Raw genomic sequence first — 17,386 nt, forward strand, 5'->3', positions numbered from 1 at the left:
CCTTATAGAAATCCGTTTTCTTGTAAAAAGCTTTCAGTCATTGAACCTACTCGTTTTGTAGGTTTAGTAATAAAGCGTTCGATATATTTACCAATCATGTCACACTCAATGTTTACGATATCTCCGGCATTTTTTTCTCCAATGACAGATTCGCTTACTGTGTGCGGGATGAGTGAAATCGTTATGGAAGATTCGTCTATATCAAATATCGTTAAACTCGTTCCATCAACAGCAATGGATCCTTTATGCAAACAATAGCGCAGCAGTTCATCAGAAATTGCTATTTTGTAATAGACGGCATTGTAATGTTGTTTTTTATTTAAAATCGTTCCGATGCCATCAATATGTCCTGAAACGAAATGTCCACCGAATCGTCCGTTTGCAGCCATTGCTCGCTCTAAATTTACTTTAGAGTGCGGTTTAAGCATGCGAAGTGATGTCGACTGCATCGTTTCAGGCATTGCATCAACTGTAAATGAATTAGTTGTAAAGCTTGTTACAGTTAAGCAAATACCGTTCACCGCGATACTATCACCTAAGTGAACATCTGATAAAATTTTCTTTGCATGAATCGTTAATTTCATCGCTTCTCCGCTTTGTTGCATGTTTGCTATCGTTCCTAATTCGTCTACAATTCCTGTAAACATTCCGTCACCTCGTTTCGGGCATTCGCAACAATTTTTATATCATCACCAATTTGTTTCATCTCTTGAATTTTCAAGGAAAGCGCATCTTGTAATTTTGAAAAACCATTTCCTCCAAATAAAGTAGGAGCATCTTTCCCACCAATTAATTTCGGGCTTATATAGGTTACAATTTCATTAAAATTGTTTGTTTTTAAGAAACTTGCATGAATCGATTGGCCACCTTCAACGAATAGAGAAAGAATTTGTTTTTCTCCAAGAAAGGAAAGAAGGTCCTCGATTTCTATATGCTTCGTTTCCATTTGGAATATAGCTATATTTTTAGATTCATAAGAAGATATCTTCTCTTTCTTTACATCCTTACCGACAATAATCCATGTCGGTGCTAAACCATCTGTTATAACATGAGAAGATGGTGGTGTTCGTAAATGGGTATCTAAAACAACGCGAATAGGATGTTTCCCACCATTTGGAATTCTTGTTGTTAAATGAGGATTATCAGCTATAACTGTATTCACTCCAACAAGAATTGCATCATGTATATGGCGATATTGGTGAACATCAGCACGTGCTTCTTCACCTGTAATCCACTTACTTTCACCAGTTACAGTTGCTGTTTTTCCATCTAAGCTCATCGCTGTTTTGATTGTTACAAAAGGGCGTTTCGTTTTCATGTAGTGAAAAAAGTAGCGATTTAATAAAACTGCTTCTGCTTCAAGAACACCGGTAGTTACTTCAATTCTAGCTTCCTCTAATCTTCTTTTTCCGTTACCAGAAACGAGCGGATTACAATCGAGAGTAGCAATTACAACACGCTTAACTCCTTTTTCGATGAGCAATTCACAACAAGGTGGTGTTTTTCCAAAGTGGCTACACGGTTCCAGTGTTACATAAACGGTAGCGTCTTTGGCGTTCTGACCAGCCATTTGAAGGGCATGAACTTCTGCGTGTTCTTCACCAGCCCGTAAATGAGCCCCCATACCAACGATGTTTCCATCTTTTACAACAACAGCACCAACCATAGGATTTGGACTTGTTTGTCCTGATGTTCCTTCTGCTAACTGCAGGGCAATCCTCATATATTCTTGATCTGTCATTTTCTTCACCTCTCCTAAAAAAATCAAAAAACCCCAAGGATTTAATATCCTTGGGGTTTGGGAGACGTGATTTCTAGAAATATAGTTTGAATACGAAAGCATAGGAAAGAAACCTAACGATAATTGATATTTCTGCATAAGGAAAAAACCTAGCAAAATATCGAATTTTTAAACGCTAGTTGTCTCTTTTTATTTCAGTATAAAAAATAAGTATAGAAAATTAAACATATATAAAGAATCAAAATGAATCTTTAAAAATATGCATACTGAAATAAAAGTGTATTCACTATATAAAAAACTAGAAACATATCCTTCTCCCATCCAGACTATACTGTCGGCCCTAGAGTTTCACTAGATCCACCGTTTTCGAGTTGAAAACGGGTCACGGACTTAGAAGTTTTCACTTCATCACCGCCGGTTGGGAATTTCACCCGACCCCGAAGGATGCTGTTTGCTCAAATTATAGCACAAAAAAAATAAAAGGCTAGTAAAAAATATTCGAATGTGAAGAATTGTGTGAAAATATATGCAGGCTGGAATGGAAATAAAAGTATTAGAAATGTTGTAAGGAGAAGGGATATAACGGAGTTGCTAAAAAGAAAAAACATGCACAAAAAAATGTGCATGTCACATGTAAAATTATTCTGCCTCTGGTGCTCTAACAACAGACTCGAATTTACCTTTATGCGAAGCGTCGCAATAAGGCATATTTTTTGATAAACCACAACGGCATAAAGAAAATGCCGGTTTTGCTGGGAATACATTCCCTTGTGAGTCGACTAATTCCACGTCCCCTGTAACGCGAAAAGAGCCATTATCATTTACTTTAATTTGTACTTTTGCCAACGTTATCCCTCCTTCCCAAACGCTTAATTTCATCATATAATCAAGGGAAGTGCTTGGCAATATAAAGTGAAACTTTAATTAGTGGGGGAGGCATCCCCCACTAATTATTATTTGAACCAATCGGGCTTTTAGGGGCAGTTAATCTCCCGCCTAACTTCTTTGTTTCAGCCGAATTTTGAGGTGGGAGTTTTACTGCCCACAAATAGCGGGGAAAAAAGAGCACTTTGTTTGAGAAAGAAGAGAGTGTTATAATAGTTTTCATAACTGACTAGAGTAAGGTGACGAGAGATGGATAAACAATTACATACATTACGAAACATTGCAAATGAGCGCACGTGGGCATCATTTTTGAATGATAATCATCCATATAGTTTGTTACATTGGTCCATTGCAGGTGTAGGGCAAGAGGTAAAGGATGTTTGGTTACTTCAAGATGAAGTAACATTTCAAACGACAGAATTTCCAACGTTAGATGATGCAATGCAATGGATTTCTGAAAATATGGAACAAGTTACAGACGTTTTAGCGCAATAAAAAAACAGGCTTATGCAAGCCTGTTTTTTGTTTCTTTCACATATGTGTTTAAAAATTGATCGATGGCTGCTTCGTACTCTTCTTTATTTTCGTTATAAGAGCAAGCGTGTGCACCGTGTTCTGCAATATAAAGTTGCTTATTATTTTCTTTCGCTTCATATAACGCTTTTGTCATATCAGCTAAAATATAGTCGTCATCTTTACTATGAATAAAGAGAACGGGATTGTTAATGTTTTTTATACAGTCGATTGGTGAAACTTCACGAATTGTATAACCGTCACGAACTTTTAAAAATGCGTTTGCTAAAGGTAATAAAGGCCATTTTGGTAAATGGAATTCAACCTTTAAACGGTGCTGTAATTGTCCGTGAAAATCAGAGAAAGGACAATCTGCAATATAGAAATCAGCGCCATCTTCTACAAGTCCTGCGTATTGAAGAATTGTTGCGGCTCCCATAGATTCACCATGAATACCAAGTGTAATATTGGTTCCAAAACGGTTTTTTAGCCAGTCAACTACGGATTTCAAATCATGCTTTTCATAGTATCCATAGCTTGTTGTTTTTCCGCCAGTTTTACCATGACGACGATGATCGTAAATGAGGACATTATATCCCCTTTTTAAGAATAAGTTTGCATATTTTACAGAGTTTATTTTATTTACAGTTACACCGTGGCAAAAAACCATAAACTTATTGGAATGACCAGCAGGAATGTAATATCCGTGAAGGTCGTATCCGAATTGTGAAGGGATATGAATTTCTTCTTTATGAAGAGCATCAAAATCCTCTATACGAAAATGTTTTTTCGTTTCTCTTTCGAGTACTTCTTCCTCTGTTTTTTTCTTTAAGTACATCACTTTATTTGTAAAGAAAATCCCAAGGGCAGTTATTGCACCTAGTATAGTAAACAATGCTGCAAAAAAACGTTTCATACTTTACCTCATCCTCCAAATACCGTTACATGTGATACACTTATATTGTATCACAATGATATAAAAGGGGAGAAATAGGAAATGCTGCATATACAAAAAATTACGCCAGCGATGAAAGAAACAATCCGAATGTTCATGTGTAAGAACTGGGGAAGTTCATTGATGGTTTCACGTGGTAAGGGACATCAGTTAGAAGAGTTGCCAGGATTTGTTGCGCTCTCAGATGACAGAATAATCGGAATTATAACGTATGAAGTGACCGGAAATATGTGTGAAATTGTATCGCTAGATAGCTTTGAAGAAAGAAAAGGAATAGGGACGAAACTTGTGGATTGTGTATTACAAGTTGCAGAAGAAGAGCGGTGCAGACAGGTTTGGCTTATTACAACAAATGATAATATGAATGCGTTACGATTTTACCAAAAACGTAATTTTGTAATGACTAATTTATATGTGAATGCGGTAGAGGAGGCACGAAAAATAAAGAAAGAAATTCCACGTATTGGATATGATAATATCCCAATTTTACATGAAATTCAGTTGGAGTATCATTTAGTTAAATGATGTAACAATTTTCAGAAATATGAGTTATTAATCTTGACGGATAGTGTAATTTAGGTTACCGTAAAATTGTAATCTATTACCATATTAAGGGGTGACGATGTGGCAACTATACGTGATGTTGCAAAATTGGCAGGTGTTTCAGTCGCAACCGTTTCACGAGTTATTAATGAAAAAGGATACGTTCATGAAGACACAGTAAAACAAGTAAAGGAAGCAATTGAAGAATTACGTTATAGGCCAAACAGTGCAGCGAAGCCACTATTTAAAGAGAATTCAACGATAATTGCATTACTTGTAGATAATTTATGTAACCAATCAAACATCACTTTGCTACATTGTATTGAGGAAATAGCATATAAAGAAGGTTATCAAATCATTATTTGTAATATAGAGAATAAAGATAGATACATACATATGCTGAAGCAAAATAACATTGCAGGTGTTATTTTGACAAGAGCAGTTTTTAAAAGTGTAGGAGAAATTCCATTTCCGTTTGTTGTGATCGATGAGCAACAATCACATGGAAATTATTATGAAAGTGGACAGAGAGCTGTTTCTTTATTAAAAGAGAAAGGGTGTCACTTTCTTGCATATTTCGGTGAGGGAGAAGAAAGTGAAGAAATGGAAGATCATATAGCAGGGTTTTTAGACGCTGTTTGGGATGAAGGAATCTCTTATCGAGAAGAATGTGTACAAGGGTATACAAATAAACAATTTATTACATTATTGCAAAACAATCCGTATGTAGATGGAATTGTAGCCTCAAGTGATCAGATTGCTATTGAGTTAATTCGGTCAGCGAGATTTCTAAATATACATATACCAGATAAATTAAAAATTGTTGGACCGAATGGGAGTATAGAGTGTGAATGGATAGGTTCATCACTACCGACAATTGAAAACTATGTCAGAGATAATGGAAAAGTAGCTTTTCAACAATTAAAAGGAAAAATAAAAAAGTAAAAGGTGCGTTTTATACGCACCTTTTTATAATGTAATTGCGGCAATAAAGCCAAATATAAGTAACGGTATATTGTAATGTAGAAAAGTGGGTACACATGTATCCCATATATGATGGTGCTGACCATCAGCATTTAAACCGGATGTTGGTCCAAGGGTACTATCCGATGCTGGAGATCCTGCGTCACCTAGTGCTCCGGCTGTACCAATAATTGCAATTGTGGCCATTGGACTAAATCCAAGCTGAATGCAAAGAGGTACAAAAATGGTTGTTAAGATAGGGATGGTTGAAAAGGATGAACCAATTCCCATTGTAACGAGAAGTCCAATAACGAGCATAAGAAATGCAGCGAGTGGTTTGTTATTTCCGATTATATGTGCACTCGTTTGCACCAGAGATTCAACATGTCCTGTTTTTCGAAGAACAGCGCCGAATCCAGCGGCAGCAATCATAACAAAGCCAATAAAGGACATCATACGCATTCCGCTTGTTAATATCGCATCTGCTTCTTTAAGTGGTAGACTGCCACTAACCGATAAGACGATAATACCTGCTAAAGCACCAAAAATCATTGATTCTGTTGTTAATTGAACAGTTAATGTAGCAATGATAGATAATAACCCGAAAGTAATGCTACGTTTTGTATAGGGAACGATTTCATTTTCGGTAGTATGAATTTGTTCTGTTTCATACGTACGAGGTTTTCGGTACGTAATGAATACCGCTACACATAATCCAATAATCATACCAATTGCTGGAATAGTCATTGCTTTTGGAATAAGTGTGACATCAAATGTAAGGCCGCTTTGCGCAGCGTTGGTTTGTAATACGTCATGATAAATTTTTCCGAATCCTGCAGGGATCCACATATAAGGAGTAATCAATCCAAATGTAATAATACATGTGACAAGTCTGCGATCCACTTTCAGCTCATTTAATACTTTTAAAAGTGCTGGAATTAAGATGGGGATGAAAGCAATGTGAACAGGAATCACATTTTGTGAGAAACAAGCCATCGTTAAAATAATGAATAAAATAAGTATTTTAGAATAAACTTGTTTTTTCGTGTCTTGTTCATTGCCAATCCATTTTAATGCAGTTTGAATCATAGCATCTGGAAGTCCTGTTTTGGAAAGGGAAATAGCGAAACCACCAAGCATTGCATAACTTAAAGCGATTGGAGCACTGTTTCCAAGACCAGTTGTAAAAGTGTTAATCGTTTCTGAAATACCGAGTCCGCCGATAATTCCGCCTGTTAAAGCTCCAACAATGATGGCGACAATGACCTGGACACGTAACAAACTAAGCAATAGCATAATTGCTACTGCGACGAGTACAGCGTTCATAATAAATGTAATCTCCCTAAATTTTTATTCTGTTAAGACAAGTAAATATGAAACATTTTGCGATGTTTATACATACTTGCGACATATTATTATAAAATGTTTTCTATGAAATGTAAAAGAGCCTTTTGTTACTAATGCTGAAAAGCTAGCTCTTGTTTAATTGATTGCAAAGAATTAGCGAATAATTCTGGTTCTTCTAAATCAGGAGAATGTGCTGAATTTGGGAACCAAATCATCTTTTTTATAGGCGCTTCAATAATATCGCAATATTCCTGAACGAGTGCATAAGGAGTTTGATAATCATAGCGACCAGAACAAAAATAAACTGGGATAGATAAACTTGAGATAGAAGAAAAGAAATCGATTGTCAGCATTTCTTCCCATAAAACGCCAGATTTTAAATTTCCTGCGAGAAACTTGAACCAATCTAATAGCGTATACTCAGGAGAAAAGAAACCTTTTCGTATGAAAGAAAAGGAAGATCCGTTTTGGATTGCGCCTCCAAATGTGCCAAGCCACTTTCTTTGAATAATGAGACGTCTCGTATCTAAAAATGGTGGTTTGCCTAATTTTAAAAGGGAAGCTAATGCTTTTTTATGATCATGTTTTTTTGCAGAATGAATTAAATGTTGATATAGCAATTCTTCATTTTGTTTCATATGTACAATTTGCCCAATACCGATGTAAGCCTCGATATACTTTGGATATTGATGTGCTATGTTAAGCCCAATAATACTTCCCCAAGAATGACCAGCGAGAAATAGTTTTTGTTTGTTGAACCTTTTAAGTACATATTGAATCACTTCTTTTGCATCGGAAACGAATTGTTCAATTGTGAAATTTGCTCCGAAATCTTTCATTGAAAAGGATTTACCAGCCCCGCGCTGATCCCAATTAATAACAATAAATTGCTTCTCTAATTCTTTTTGAAAATGGCGAATAAATCCGATTTGTGCCATCCCAGGTCCGCCGTGACAGCATAATAAAATAGGTTGCTCTACGTTTTGTCCACGCATAAGGAGAGTTTGTTTTCGATTATTTATCATAACGCTTTCTATCGTAGCGATACTATTAGGAATGAGTTGTTTGTTTTCGTTATAGAACTGAGGGGTGTAGCTACGAAAAAGCATATTGAAAACCTCCTTTTGTGAAATCGTATGAATCGCACAGGCTATTCATTTTGCATATACTGTTAGAAAATCATTGTAACATACCATACTAGTGTCATTTCAACACGGGAGGAGGGAAATTGTGACGATTGGAGAAATTATAGATGGTTTAAACAGACGTGAATCCATCGCTATTATAGCAAAACGTCTTGAAATAAGCCCGTATACATTATCGAAGAAATTAAGATTGATTGGATACGAATATGATGGAGAGCAGAAGAAACGTATTTTTGTAGGAGATGGAGAAGAACCACGTCACTTACAACTCCAAGAAGCGACCGCCCTTCAATATGAGAAAACAGATTATCAATTATTAATTTACGAGCAATTACAAAGCATTTATGAGTTACTAAGAAAAAGAGGCGAAGTAATTGCACCAATTATGAGTAAGAGTACAGAGAAAAAGAGACGAACCTTTTCTATTAATACAGAAATATTAGCAAGATTGGACCTTATATCAGAATCGAAAGGAATTCAAAAGTCTAAACTTGTAGAAGAGGCGTTGCAACAATTTTTACAGCAATATGAAGTTGACAAAACATCACATTTTGATAACTAAAGAAAAGGATACTATGTTCATTGGAAGAACGAGTATCCTTTTTATGATGTATATTACGTATAAAATAGAGGGTCAGTACAAATCCTTTATGGCGTGAAAAATAAAATTTATTATTAGAGAAACACTTAATTTACTTTTTGAATTCTTCCATCAATAACTGGCTGAATTGGTTCTTTTAATTGTTTTACGTAATCGACTAACGCTTCAAAGTCGTTTGGACCAGTTTCTGCATTTTTACCATTTTTAAATGATACGAATCCGTCACCGCCAGAAGCTAAGAAGGCATTTGCAACTACGCTATACGTTTTAGATGGAGATAATTCTTCTCCGTTTGTTAAACGTATATTTGTAACTTTTTCACCGTTTGTTTTATTTGCATCCCACGTATATTGAATACCTGAAATTTGAAGCATTCTTGTTGTTCCTTTTTGCCATTGCTGATTTAAAATATCGCGAATGTCTTGACCTGTTAAATCTACTTTAATCAATTGATTTCCAAAAGGTTGAATGCCGTATAACTCACCCCACGTAATATCACCAGCATCTAAGTCATTACGAATGCCACCAGGATTCATGAGGGCGATTTGAGTTTGCATCGTTTGACGCTGAGCATCGGCAACTAAATTTCCAAGAGTGGACTCACCAGCATCATTTTGTTTACGGTCGATAGGTGCTGTAGATTTTCCGACCACTTCATTTACAAGTGGTGCGATTTTTTCTTTATATTGATCTAGTTTTTTCTTTACTTGTTTATCAGGTTCTACACCTTCATGATACGTTGTAACAACTTCAGCTTTTTTCTTTACAATATCCTTTGTTTTACGATCAATTGTTACATCCACGTCTGAGAAAGCCGTTCCGTATGAATTTGCTTGGACAATTAGTTTATTATTTACTGTACCATTTACATACGTATGACTATGTCCACCGAAAATAACATCAACTTCTGGGTCTGTTTCATTTGCAATTCGAGTAAGATCGCCATTTGTTACCCCAGACTCATCGGTTGTTCCACCGACATGAGCAAGAACGACGATCGATTTAACGCCGAGGCGTTTTAATTGTTGTGTTGATTTATTAATTGCTTCTACTTCATCAGTAATTTGTACATTTTTAAGCATCGTAGGCATAACAACATTTGGTGTATCAGTTGTAACAACACCAATGAATCCAACAGGAACACCATCTACCATTTTTACAGTAAATGGTGGTAAAAATAAGCGGCCAGTTGATTTGTTATAGAAGTTAGCAGCTACATAGGGGAAGTTAGCCCCTTTGAAATTCCCTGTTTTTTCATGATATCCACCGTAAATGAGGCGTTTCATTTCATCAATGCCTTCATCAAATTCATGGTTTCCGATTGTACCAACATCAAATTTTAAATCATTTAAAAATTCAATCGTCGGTTCATCTTGTAATAATGCTGAAACTGGTGGACTAGCTCCGACGATATCACCAGCATGTACAAGAAGTGTATTAGGGTTTTGTTTTTTATGTTCTTTTAAATAAGTAGCTAAGTAATCAGCGCCACCAGCTTCTTTATTATTGATTTTTTTAACAGTATCTAGTTGTCCATGGAGATCATTAATACCAAGCATTTGTACGTCTATGTAGCGGTTTTGTTCAGCTGGATTCTGAGATGGGGGAGCGGCAAATACGCTTGAAAAAGTAATGGTGCTTAAAACAGCAACGGCAGGAATAATTTTTTTCCACATAATATAATTCTCCTTTTTTTATAATCTGACATCATACGACATAATTTTAATAGATTCATAGGATTATAGCTACATAAAAATTTAGTCTTTTCGAAAAATTAACATATTTACAAAAAGTGAATAATAGAGTAAAGACCCTTTTTTATTGTCGATTTCATTGTGTATCTACTATAATGGAGAAAAAAGTAAAAGGTGAGTAGCATGAAGAAAAAGAAACAAAGACAAATGCAAAGACAATCACAAGTGAATCAACCAAAGAAAGAAACACTTACATTAGGCGATCAATTAAATGATTCACTCATGCAACAATTAAAGAGTAAGAAGAAAGAGTTGCAAGTGAGGGAAGAGGAAAAAGAGGCAGCTGAACTGGAAAGAAAGCGCCAAGAACAAAAAGAACGTGAAAAGAATAAATCATTTGAAGAACTGCTAAGTGAAAGTAACCTTACTTGGAAAGACTTTAAATAATAAAAAAATGATCAGTGAAATACCACTGGTCATTTTTTGACGAGCTTGTAAGAAAAGGGGAGTTAGAATGAGAAAAATTGTCGTTGTTCCACATGAAAACCATTGGAGTGAAAAATTTCAAATGGAGGCTAAAAGATTAAAATCAGCGATGCCAGAAACGGTAAAAATTCATCATATTGGAAGTACGTCAGTTCCCGGACTGGCAGCTAAACCTATTATTGATATGATCATGGAAGTAGAAAATATCGAAAGAGTAGATGGGTGGAATGAACGATTTATAGAGCTTGGTTACATCGTAAAAGGGGAAAATGGTATTTCAAGACGCCGATATTTTATTCATGGAACTGAAGAAAAACGCTCGTATCATTTACACGTGTTTGAAAAAGGAAATCCAGAGATAGTAAGGCATTTAGCATTTCGTGATTATATGATGGCTCATTGTGAAGAAGCAGAGGCATATGCAACCTTAAAGAAAGAATTAGCCGAAAAGTATACATATGATGGCGCGTTATATACGGAAGGAAAAAATGAGTTTGTGCGCAATGTGGATGAAAAAGCGAAAGAATGGAGAAAAAATAACGTGAATGAATGAGTTCACGCTATTTTTTAGCTATATAAAAGTGTTATGTAAACTGTACGTATGTTTTGACTTTTGGGATGAATCTTGTTGAAATAAAATTGTGGCTTATAAAAAATGTAACAATGAAAGGGAGACGACTGTGCATATTCCAACAACTACACTTCATAATGGCGTGAAAATGCCGATGATTGGTCTAGGCGTATATAAAGCGAAAGAAGGAGACGAAGTAAAGCAAGCAGTAAAAACAGCGTTAGAAGTTGGATACCGTTCGATTGATACAGCAACTGTATATGAAAATGAAAGCGGTGTCGGAGAGGCGATACGTGAATCAGGAATTCCAAGAGAAGATATATTTATTACAACAAAAGTATGGAACGACGATCAAGGATATGAGGAGACACTCGAGGCGTTTGAAAAGAGTTTGAAAAAATTACAAATGGACTATGTAGATTTATATTTAATACATTGGCCGGTAAGAGGGAAGTATGTTGATACGTACCGAGCTTTAGAGAAATTGTATGAAGAAGGTAAAGTGCGTGCGATTGGTGTTTCTAATTTTCATAAACATCATTTAGAACTATTATTACCAAATTGCAAAGTGAAGCCGATGGTAAACCAAGTGGAACTTCATCCGATGTTGACGCAATTTGAGTTGCGTAATTTCTGTCAAGGTGAGCAGATTCAAATGGAAGCATGGAGTCCATTAATGAGAGGCGGAGAAGTATTTCAGCACCCGATTATTCAGGCTATTGCTACTAAATATGAAAAAACACCTGCGCAAGTTATATTAAGGTGGGATATTCAAAGCGGGATTGTGACGATTCCTAAATCTGTTACACCATCTCGCATTAAAGAAAACTTTACTATTTTTGATTTTGCACTAAATGAAGAAGAGATACGTCAAATTAACACGTTGAATCGTGATTTACATGTAGGAACGAATCCTGATAAATATGATACGTTATAAAAAAGACTGTCTCCTAATACTGGAGGCAGTCTTCTGTTTTATCGGTAATTCGATATTTTTAACGATGCAAAGCATATGTGTCATATTTAACAATCTTTTGAAGTTGTATATATTCTTCTTTTGTTAAAGGTAACTGTTGGCTAGCTCGTATATTTTCCTGTAATTGTTGAAGAGAGCTTGCACCAGGTATAACAGCTGCAACAGTCTTATTATGTAAGCAATATTGAATAGCTGTTCCTGTTAAAGAGCGTTCTCCAATCATTTCTTTTACACTTGCTAGAGTTGCATGTAATTCATCGTAAGAATAAGAGAGATAATCCTTTTCCTTTACTCTTTCTATCTTTCTTGCATTATTGTCAGTTAAAATTCCTTTTGCAAGTGGCCCGCGGGCAATGACGCTAATTTGGTGTTCATTTAGAAGGGGGAACCATTCTTCTGGACGACGATTTAAAAGGTTATATTCCATTAGTACACTAACGATGTTTGAGCGTTTTGCATATTCACGAACGACATTTGGGCGTATAGAAGAAATACCGTAATGGCGAATAATACCTTCCTTTTTCAATTCTTCAAAAGCTTCAATTGTTTCATCTATTGGATCTTCAATTGTTCCGCCATGAAGTTGGTAAAGGTCAATATAATCAGTTTGAAGTCTACGTAAACTTTCCTTTACTTCAGTCTTTATGTAAGCTTTAGAAGGATCCCAAGACCAGCCATTTTTTTCTTCTGTCCAACGATTTCCAACCTTCGTTGTAAGTACAATTTGGTCTCTTCTTCCCTTCAAGGCTTTTCCAACAAATTCTTCATTTAATCCGTAATCATATAAATCTGCTGTATCAAAAAAATTAATTCCTAAATTGATAGCTTCATCGATAATATGCATAGCTTCTGTTTCAGATGTACCGAGAGACATACAGCCAAGGCCCATTTCTGTAACAAACAAATCTGAGTTTCCTAATTGACGTTTTTTCATAGGTCAACCTCCTTACCTTTATTGTACGAGAGGGAAAAGAGGTTGACAAACGTTTACTTTCCGCTTCGCATTAACTGCCCGTAAAAGCATGATTAATGTTTCACTTTATTTGCTGTAATCCACTCTTGTACAGTTGTATACTCTTTGCTATATTGCTTTAGCTTATGGCGAATTTGCCATGCTTTTCCGACTAAAGTGACGCGATTTGGTAAAATATAAACTTTCATTTCTATCACGCTCCTTTCAATGTGGTAAAATGTATGAGGAAAGAATAGGAAATAGAACAGGGAGATGAAGTAGTATGAGTAATCTTGCAGAGAGAACAGTAAAAACTGAGCCAATTTTTGATGGTAGAGTTATAAAAGTTCGTGTTGATGATGTAGTATTACCAAATGGAGCAATGAGTAAACGTGAAATTGTAAATCACCCTGGTGCAGTTGCTATTATTGCTATTACTGATGAGGGGAAAATTGTGCTTGTTGAGCAGTATCGTAAAGCACTTGAAAAGGCGATTATAGAAATTCCGGCTGGCAAGTTAGAACCTGGTGAAAAACCTGAGGTAACAGCAGTTCGTGAATTAGAAGAGGAAACAGGATATGTATGTGAAAATATGGAGCTCATTACTTCTTTCTATACATCTCCAGGATTCGCAGATGAAATTTTATATGTATATAAAGCGACAGGTTTGACAAGAAAAGAAAATAAAGCTGAGTTAGATGAAGATGAGTTTGTGGAATTAATGGAAGTATCGTTAGAAGAAGCGATTACTCTTATGAAAGATCTTCGTATTCATGATGCGAAGACGATGTTTGCAGTACAATATTTACAACTACAAAAATAAACACTCGCCAAAGGCGAGTGTTTTTTAATTGATTTTTGCATATACACGTGCATCACGTAAGCTACCATCTGGTGCTAGGAAATCATTTTCCATTGTCCCTTCTAGAATGAATTCTAGACGTTCTGCTAAGCTACATGCATTTATATTTGTTGCATCAGTACGAATTTCAATTCTTCTAGCGCCTAGTTTATCAAAGGCGAACTGAATTGCACCTTTAACAGCTTCGGTCATATAGCCTTGTTTTGTATAGGCACTATGTAGCCAGAAGTGAAGTGAAAACTTTGGAATATCCCAGTTTTCAGGCTTTAGTGTAATTGCTCCGATGAATGTACCAGATACTTTATCGTATAAGTGAAAATCAAGTGTTTCACGAAGTAAAAACTGTCCGTGAGCTTCGCGAACAATTTCTTCAGCACTCTCTTCTGTTTCAGCGTTAATTGGTATCCACGGTACTAAGTCTTCTAGAGAAGCTTGGATTGCTTCATATACTTCTGCACCATCACCTGGAAATGGTTTACGAACTTGCAAGCGTTCAGTTTGAAATAATGTTGGAAAATCTAATAATAATGGTTTCAAGAGAAATCCCTCCTATTCTCTACTTTTTAGTTTAGCAAAGTAGAGCGGAATTTCAATGTTAATTCGTCATACTTTTTTCTTTCTTTCATACATTTTTAATAAGAGTGTGAACGGAGGGAAGAAAAATGTGGCGAAAAAATTGGCAAGACCGTGTAATGTCTCACATACAGGAAAACTCTTCATTATATATATTTAACGCTGTTTTATTATTGATGGGAGTAATATTCGGAGCCATTCTCGTGAATAGTTTACAAATCAATCAAAAACAAGATTTATCATTTTATTTACAACGTTTTTTTGGACAAGTCTCTAAAGGAGAATTTGCCATTGCGGGCGAAATGTTTCGAGAAAGTTACTTTTCGCAATTAAAATACATCGGATTTATTTGGATTTTAGGAATTTCAATTATTGGATTACCACTTATTTTTATTTTATTATTTGTAAAAGGAGTTGTCGTTGGATTTACAGTTGGTTTTTTAGTAAGTCAGCATGGATGGAATGGACTATTATTAGCATTTGTATCTGTTTTGCCACAAAATTTAATTATCATTCCAGTCTTTCTCGTTATGACAACCATTGCTGCAAGTTTTTCTTTACGGATGATTAGGCATCAATTTATTAGAAAAATAACCGAGCCACTATTACCATTATTAATCCGTTATACATGCTTCTTTCTCGTAATTGGAGTGGTGTTAGCACTTGCTTCTAGTGTGGAGGCTTACGCATCACCAGTTTTAATGAAAGAAGTCGTTGAGGCTATTAATAAAAAATAAATACTTTTTGAGAATAATTATCAATTTGTTTTTATTGTTTTTTCTTTTGACAGAAGCCCTTCTTCTGATATAATGGTGTAAGAGTGGCGAGGAGGGAGTAGTACCGAATGGAAGAAAGAATTGAACGAATTAAGAAGCAATTACATGCAGCGAGCTACAAATTAACACCGCAACGTGAAGCAACAGTTCGTGTGCTGCTAGAAAATGAAGAAGATCATTTAAGCGCAGAAGATGTTTACCTCCTTGTAAAAGAAAAGTCGCCAGAGATCGGATTAGCAACCGTCTATCGAACTTTAGAACTATTATCTGAGTTAAAAGTTGTCGATAAGATTAACTTCGGAGACGGTGTTTCACGCTATGACTTACGCCAAGAAGGTGCGCAGCGTTTCCACCATCATTTGATTTGTACACAATGTGGTGCTGTACAAGAAATACAAGAAGATTTACTTGGTGAAGTGGAAAGGAAAGTAGAACGAGACTGGAGCTTTAAGGTGAAAGATCATCGTTTAACATTCCATGGGATTTGTAAAAACTGTCAAGAAAATGAAACGGATGAAAAATAACCTTTTCCTATTTATCTAGGAAGAGGTTTTTTATTTGAATAAGGTATAAATTGGTGAAAGCTTGGCATATGTTGTAATAACTTATATTTTGGAGGAATTTACAATGCGCCGAGCTTTAAAATTAACTTTTGATGGAATAAAAGTATTTTTATTATTTACAAGTTGTACGATTTTGTTTTATTTCGCTATACTATGGATAAATGAAGAATATGAAAGCTATCATCGTTATGAAAAACCTAAAGAAGAGACTGTAGAAAAAGTATCAGGGAATGAAGAACCGGCAAAGGATGCTTTCGTAAATAGAATGATGTTTTTCTATGAAAATGGGGAGTAGTGTAGAGTGGAAGATCAATTAAAAGATTTTATTCATTATATGGTTGTCGAAAAAGGATTAGCAAAGAATACAGTAGTATCTTATGAACGGGATTTAAAAAGCTACGTAAAGTATTTGCAAAATGTGGAACAGACGAAAACTTTTCATGAAGTCACCCGTTTACACATTGTTAACTTTTTGCAGTATTTAAAAGAAAACGGAAAATCTTCGAAAACATTGGCGCGTCATATCGCATCAATTCGTTCGTTCCACCAATTTTTACTTCGTGAACGAGCGGTAGAACACGACCCATCCGTACATATTGAAACGCCACAAGGGGAACGGAAATTACCAAAAGTATTATCAGTTGATGAAGTAGAGGCGTTACTTCAAACACCAAAAATGACAAGTGCTTTTGGGATTCGTGATAAGGCGATGCTAGAGTTACTGTATGCGACAGGACTTCGTGTTTCAGAATTGATTGCACTCAATTTAGAAGATGTACATTTAACGATGGGATTTGTTCGTTGCATAGGGAAAGGGAATAAAGAAAGAATTATTCCACTAGGAAGTTTAGCAACGGAAGCGATTCAAAAGTATATTGAAAAAGGAAGAAGAGAATTAATGGGGAAAAAAGTAGTAGATGCACTCTTTTTAAACCATCATGGTAATCGATTATCAAGACAAGGATTTTGGAAAATATTAAAACGATTAGCGAAAGAAGCAAATATTGAAAAAGAGCTTACACCTCATACGTTGCGTCACTCGTTTGCTACGCACTTATTAGAAAATGGAGCAGATTTACGTGCTGTACAAGAAATGCTTGGACATGCAGATATTTCAACGACGCAAATCTATACGCACGTTTCAAAAACTAGATTAAAAGATGTATATAAACAGTTTCATCCGAGAGCATAGTTACTATGCTCTTTTTTTCATAGATTAAGAGGGGAAGAGCGTTTCACA

At 35.6% G+C, this 17,386-nt stretch carries 22 protein-coding genes and 1 riboswitch; of the genes, 12 read left to right on the forward strand and 10 right to left on the reverse strand.

All coding sequences use genetic code 11. The features are described 5' to 3' along the window. Positions 1-2 precede the first annotated feature (2 nt). The 3 genes from ribE to BM089_RS13125 form a co-directional block, all read right to left on the reverse strand. A complete protein-coding gene (gene ribE, locus BM089_RS13115; RefSeq protein ID WP_000493869.1) occupies positions 3-647 on the reverse strand; it encodes a riboflavin synthase subunit alpha in 645 nt (214 codons plus the stop codon). Beyond that, positions 629-1,741 (reverse strand): bifunctional diaminohydroxyphosphoribosylaminopyrimidine deaminase/5-amino-6-(5-phosphoribosylamino)uracil reductase RibD, encoded by a 1,113-nt coding sequence (gene ribD / locus BM089_RS13120; RefSeq protein WP_000131984.1) that lies wholly within the window; start codon positions 1,739-1,741, stop codon positions 629-631. The genes ribE and ribD overlap by 19 nt, the downstream gene beginning before the upstream one ends. Positions 1,742-2,046: 305 nt before the next feature. Then, a riboswitch (FMN riboswitch) is annotated at positions 2,047-2,190 on the reverse strand. Positions 2,191-2,380: 190 nt separating this feature from the next. Beyond that, complete coding sequence (locus BM089_RS13125) at positions 2,381-2,587, reverse strand: CDGSH iron-sulfur domain-containing protein (protein WP_001151582.1); 207 nt, start codon at positions 2,585-2,587, stop codon at positions 2,381-2,383. Between the two features lie 288 nt (positions 2,588-2,875). Here BM089_RS13125 and BM089_RS13135 point away from each other — a divergent pair, with 288 nt between their 5' ends. After that, entirely contained in the window at positions 2,876-3,121 is a 246-nt protein-coding gene (locus BM089_RS13135) for a DUF2552 family protein (RefSeq protein ID WP_000360796.1), read from the forward strand. 10 nt (positions 3,122-3,131) lie between these two features. Here the strand turns inward: BM089_RS13135 and BM089_RS13140 are convergent, their stop codons facing one another. Then, positions 3,132-4,055 carry an alpha/beta hydrolase gene (locus BM089_RS13140; protein ID WP_000819228.1) on the reverse strand — a complete coding sequence of 308 codons (924 nt, stop codon included), beginning with the start codon at positions 4,053-4,055 and terminating at the stop codon, positions 3,132-3,134. 81 nt (positions 4,056-4,136) lie between these two features. Between BM089_RS13140 and BM089_RS13145 the strand changes: the two genes are divergently transcribed. Both BM089_RS13145 and BM089_RS13150 read left to right on the forward strand, forming a co-directional pair. Further along, positions 4,137-4,619 (forward strand): GNAT family N-acetyltransferase, encoded by a 483-nt coding sequence (locus BM089_RS13145; protein WP_000902440.1) that lies wholly within the window; start codon positions 4,137-4,139, stop codon positions 4,617-4,619. A 99-nt stretch (positions 4,620-4,718) separates the two neighbouring features. Further along, positions 4,719-5,582 carry a LacI family DNA-binding transcriptional regulator gene (locus tag BM089_RS13150; protein WP_090977119.1) on the forward strand — a complete coding sequence of 288 codons (864 nt, stop codon included), beginning with the start codon at positions 4,719-4,721 and terminating at the stop codon, positions 5,580-5,582. Positions 5,583-5,606: 24 nt separating this feature from the next. Here the strand turns inward: BM089_RS13150 and BM089_RS13155 are convergent, their stop codons facing one another. Both BM089_RS13155 and BM089_RS13160 read right to left on the reverse strand, forming a co-directional pair. Beyond that, positions 5,607-6,926, reverse strand: coding sequence for a Na+/H+ antiporter family protein (locus BM089_RS13155; protein WP_000994810.1), 1,320 nt, complete (start codon positions 6,924-6,926; stop codon positions 5,607-5,609). A gap of 131 nt (positions 6,927-7,057) precedes the next feature. Beyond that, a complete protein-coding gene (locus BM089_RS13160) occupies positions 7,058-8,056 on the reverse strand; it encodes an alpha/beta fold hydrolase (RefSeq protein WP_000898973.1) in 999 nt (332 codons plus the stop codon). Positions 8,057-8,177: 121 nt separating this feature from the next. Between BM089_RS13160 and BM089_RS13165 the strand changes: the two genes are divergently transcribed. After that, the gene (locus BM089_RS13165; protein ID WP_000151933.1) at positions 8,178-8,654 is read left to right on the forward strand and encodes a ribbon-helix-helix domain-containing protein; all 477 of its coding nucleotides are present in this window, start codon (positions 8,178-8,180) and stop codon (positions 8,652-8,654) included. A gap of 125 nt (positions 8,655-8,779) precedes the next feature. Here BM089_RS13165 and BM089_RS13170 read toward each other — a convergent pair whose 3' ends face one another. Next, positions 8,780-10,369: a bifunctional metallophosphatase/5'-nucleotidase gene (locus BM089_RS13170; protein WP_090977121.1), complete on the reverse strand. Its 1,590-nt coding sequence runs from the start codon at positions 10,367-10,369 to the stop codon at positions 8,780-8,782. Between the two features lie 201 nt (positions 10,370-10,570). Between BM089_RS13170 and BM089_RS13175 the strand changes: the two genes are divergently transcribed. From BM089_RS13175 to BM089_RS13185, 3 genes are all read left to right on the forward strand, one after another. Beyond that, positions 10,571-10,834 (forward strand): YqkE family protein, encoded by a 264-nt coding sequence (locus BM089_RS13175; RefSeq protein ID WP_000727561.1) that lies wholly within the window; start codon positions 10,571-10,573, stop codon positions 10,832-10,834. Positions 10,835-10,901: 67 nt separating this feature from the next. After that, positions 10,902-11,426, forward strand: coding sequence for a GrpB family protein (locus tag BM089_RS13180; protein ID WP_001227186.1), 525 nt, complete (start codon positions 10,902-10,904; stop codon positions 11,424-11,426). A gap of 127 nt (positions 11,427-11,553) precedes the next feature. Further along, complete coding sequence (locus BM089_RS13185) at positions 11,554-12,381, forward strand: aldo/keto reductase (RefSeq protein WP_000547989.1); 828 nt, start codon at positions 11,554-11,556, stop codon at positions 12,379-12,381. A 58-nt stretch (positions 12,382-12,439) separates the two neighbouring features. Here BM089_RS13185 and BM089_RS13190 read toward each other — a convergent pair whose 3' ends face one another. After that, positions 12,440-13,354 (reverse strand): aldo/keto reductase, encoded by a 915-nt coding sequence (locus BM089_RS13190; protein ID WP_065222906.1) that lies wholly within the window; start codon positions 13,352-13,354, stop codon positions 12,440-12,442. A gap of 92 nt (positions 13,355-13,446) precedes the next feature. Further along, positions 13,447-13,581, reverse strand: a complete 135-nt coding sequence (gene mciZ, locus BM089_RS13195) for a Z-ring formation inhibitor MciZ (protein WP_000870302.1) — start codon at positions 13,579-13,581, stop codon at positions 13,447-13,449. 74 nt (positions 13,582-13,655) lie between these two features. On the opposite strand from mciZ, the gene BM089_RS13200 reads away from it, so the two are divergent. After that, complete coding sequence (locus BM089_RS13200; protein ID WP_000067042.1) at positions 13,656-14,195, forward strand: NUDIX hydrolase; 540 nt, start codon at positions 13,656-13,658, stop codon at positions 14,193-14,195. 24 nt (positions 14,196-14,219) lie between these two features. On the opposite strand, the gene BM089_RS13205 is transcribed toward BM089_RS13200, so the two are convergent. Then, a complete protein-coding gene (locus BM089_RS13205; RefSeq protein ID WP_000803479.1) occupies positions 14,220-14,771 on the reverse strand; it encodes a GNAT family N-acetyltransferase in 552 nt (183 codons plus the stop codon). A 155-nt stretch (positions 14,772-14,926) separates the two neighbouring features. On the opposite strand from BM089_RS13205, the gene spoIIM reads away from it, so the two are divergent. The 4 genes from spoIIM to xerD all read left to right on the forward strand — a co-directional run bounded on the left by spoIIM (position 14,927) and on the right by xerD (position 17,338). Continuing rightward, positions 14,927-15,544, forward strand: a complete 618-nt coding sequence (gene spoIIM / locus BM089_RS13210) for a stage II sporulation protein M (RefSeq protein WP_013142149.1) — start codon at positions 14,927-14,929, stop codon at positions 15,542-15,544. Between the two features lie 107 nt (positions 15,545-15,651). Continuing rightward, positions 15,652-16,107: a ferric iron uptake transcriptional regulator gene (locus BM089_RS13215; RefSeq protein WP_000392657.1), complete on the forward strand. Its 456-nt coding sequence runs from the start codon at positions 15,652-15,654 to the stop codon at positions 16,105-16,107. 103 nt (positions 16,108-16,210) lie between these two features. Further along, the gene (locus BM089_RS13220; RefSeq protein WP_001250432.1) at positions 16,211-16,441 is read left to right on the forward strand and encodes a YqzK family protein; all 231 of its coding nucleotides are present in this window, start codon (positions 16,211-16,213) and stop codon (positions 16,439-16,441) included. Positions 16,442-16,447: 6 nt separating this feature from the next. Further along, entirely contained in the window at positions 16,448-17,338 is an 891-nt protein-coding gene (gene xerD / locus BM089_RS13225) for a site-specific tyrosine recombinase XerD (RefSeq protein ID WP_000390088.1), read from the forward strand. Positions 17,339-17,386 lie beyond the last annotated feature (48 nt).

It is taken from the genome of Bacillus sp. 5mfcol3.1 (assembly GCF_900114335.1).
GTDB classification, from domain to species: domain Bacteria; phylum Bacillota; class Bacilli; order Bacillales; family Bacillaceae_G; genus Bacillus_A; species Bacillus_A thuringiensis_S.

What these genes read in the sequence shown, in the direction of transcription:
- BM089_RS13160 (WP_000898973.1), bottom strand. Translation starts at nt 8,056, where the DNA reads ATGCTTTTTCGTAGCTACACCCCTCAGTTCTATAACGAAAACAAACAA.
- ribE (WP_000493869.1), bottom strand. Translation starts at nt 647, where the DNA reads ATGTTTACAGGAATTGTAGACGAATTAGGAACGATAGCAAACATGCAA.
- BM089_RS13220 (WP_001250432.1), top strand. Translation starts at nt 16,211, where the DNA reads ATGCGCCGAGCTTTAAAATTAACTTTTGATGGAATAAAAGTATTTTTA.
- BM089_RS13190 (WP_065222906.1), bottom strand. Translation starts at nt 13,354, where the DNA reads ATGAAAAAACGTCAATTAGGAAACTCAGATTTGTTTGTTACAGAAATG.
- BM089_RS13200 (WP_000067042.1), top strand. Translation starts at nt 13,656, where the DNA reads ATGAGTAATCTTGCAGAGAGAACAGTAAAAACTGAGCCAATTTTTGAT.
- ribD (WP_000131984.1), bottom strand. Translation starts at nt 1,741, where the DNA reads ATGACAGATCAAGAATATATGAGGATTGCCCTGCAGTTAGCAGAAGGA.
- BM089_RS13180 (WP_001227186.1), top strand. Translation starts at nt 10,902, where the DNA reads ATGAGAAAAATTGTCGTTGTTCCACATGAAAACCATTGGAGTGAAAAA.
- BM089_RS13135 (WP_000360796.1), top strand. Translation starts at nt 2,876, where the DNA reads ATGGATAAACAATTACATACATTACGAAACATTGCAAATGAGCGCACG.
- BM089_RS13140 (WP_000819228.1), bottom strand. Translation starts at nt 4,055, where the DNA reads ATGAAACGTTTTTTTGCAGCATTGTTTACTATACTAGGTGCAATAACT.
- BM089_RS13175 (WP_000727561.1), top strand. Translation starts at nt 10,571, where the DNA reads ATGAAGAAAAAGAAACAAAGACAAATGCAAAGACAATCACAAGTGAAT.
- BM089_RS13145 (WP_000902440.1), top strand. Translation starts at nt 4,137, where the DNA reads ATGCTGCATATACAAAAAATTACGCCAGCGATGAAAGAAACAATCCGA.
- spoIIM (WP_013142149.1), top strand. Translation starts at nt 14,927, where the DNA reads ATGTCTCACATACAGGAAAACTCTTCATTATATATATTTAACGCTGTT.
- BM089_RS13170 (WP_090977121.1), bottom strand. Translation starts at nt 10,369, where the DNA reads ATGTGGAAAAAAATTATTCCTGCCGTTGCTGTTTTAAGCACCATTACT.
- mciZ (WP_000870302.1), bottom strand. Translation starts at nt 13,581, where the DNA reads ATGAAAGTTTATATTTTACCAAATCGCGTCACTTTAGTCGGAAAAGCA.
- BM089_RS13155 (WP_000994810.1), bottom strand. Translation starts at nt 6,926, where the DNA reads ATGAACGCTGTACTCGTCGCAGTAGCAATTATGCTATTGCTTAGTTTG.
- BM089_RS13215 (WP_000392657.1), top strand. Translation starts at nt 15,652, where the DNA reads ATGGAAGAAAGAATTGAACGAATTAAGAAGCAATTACATGCAGCGAGC.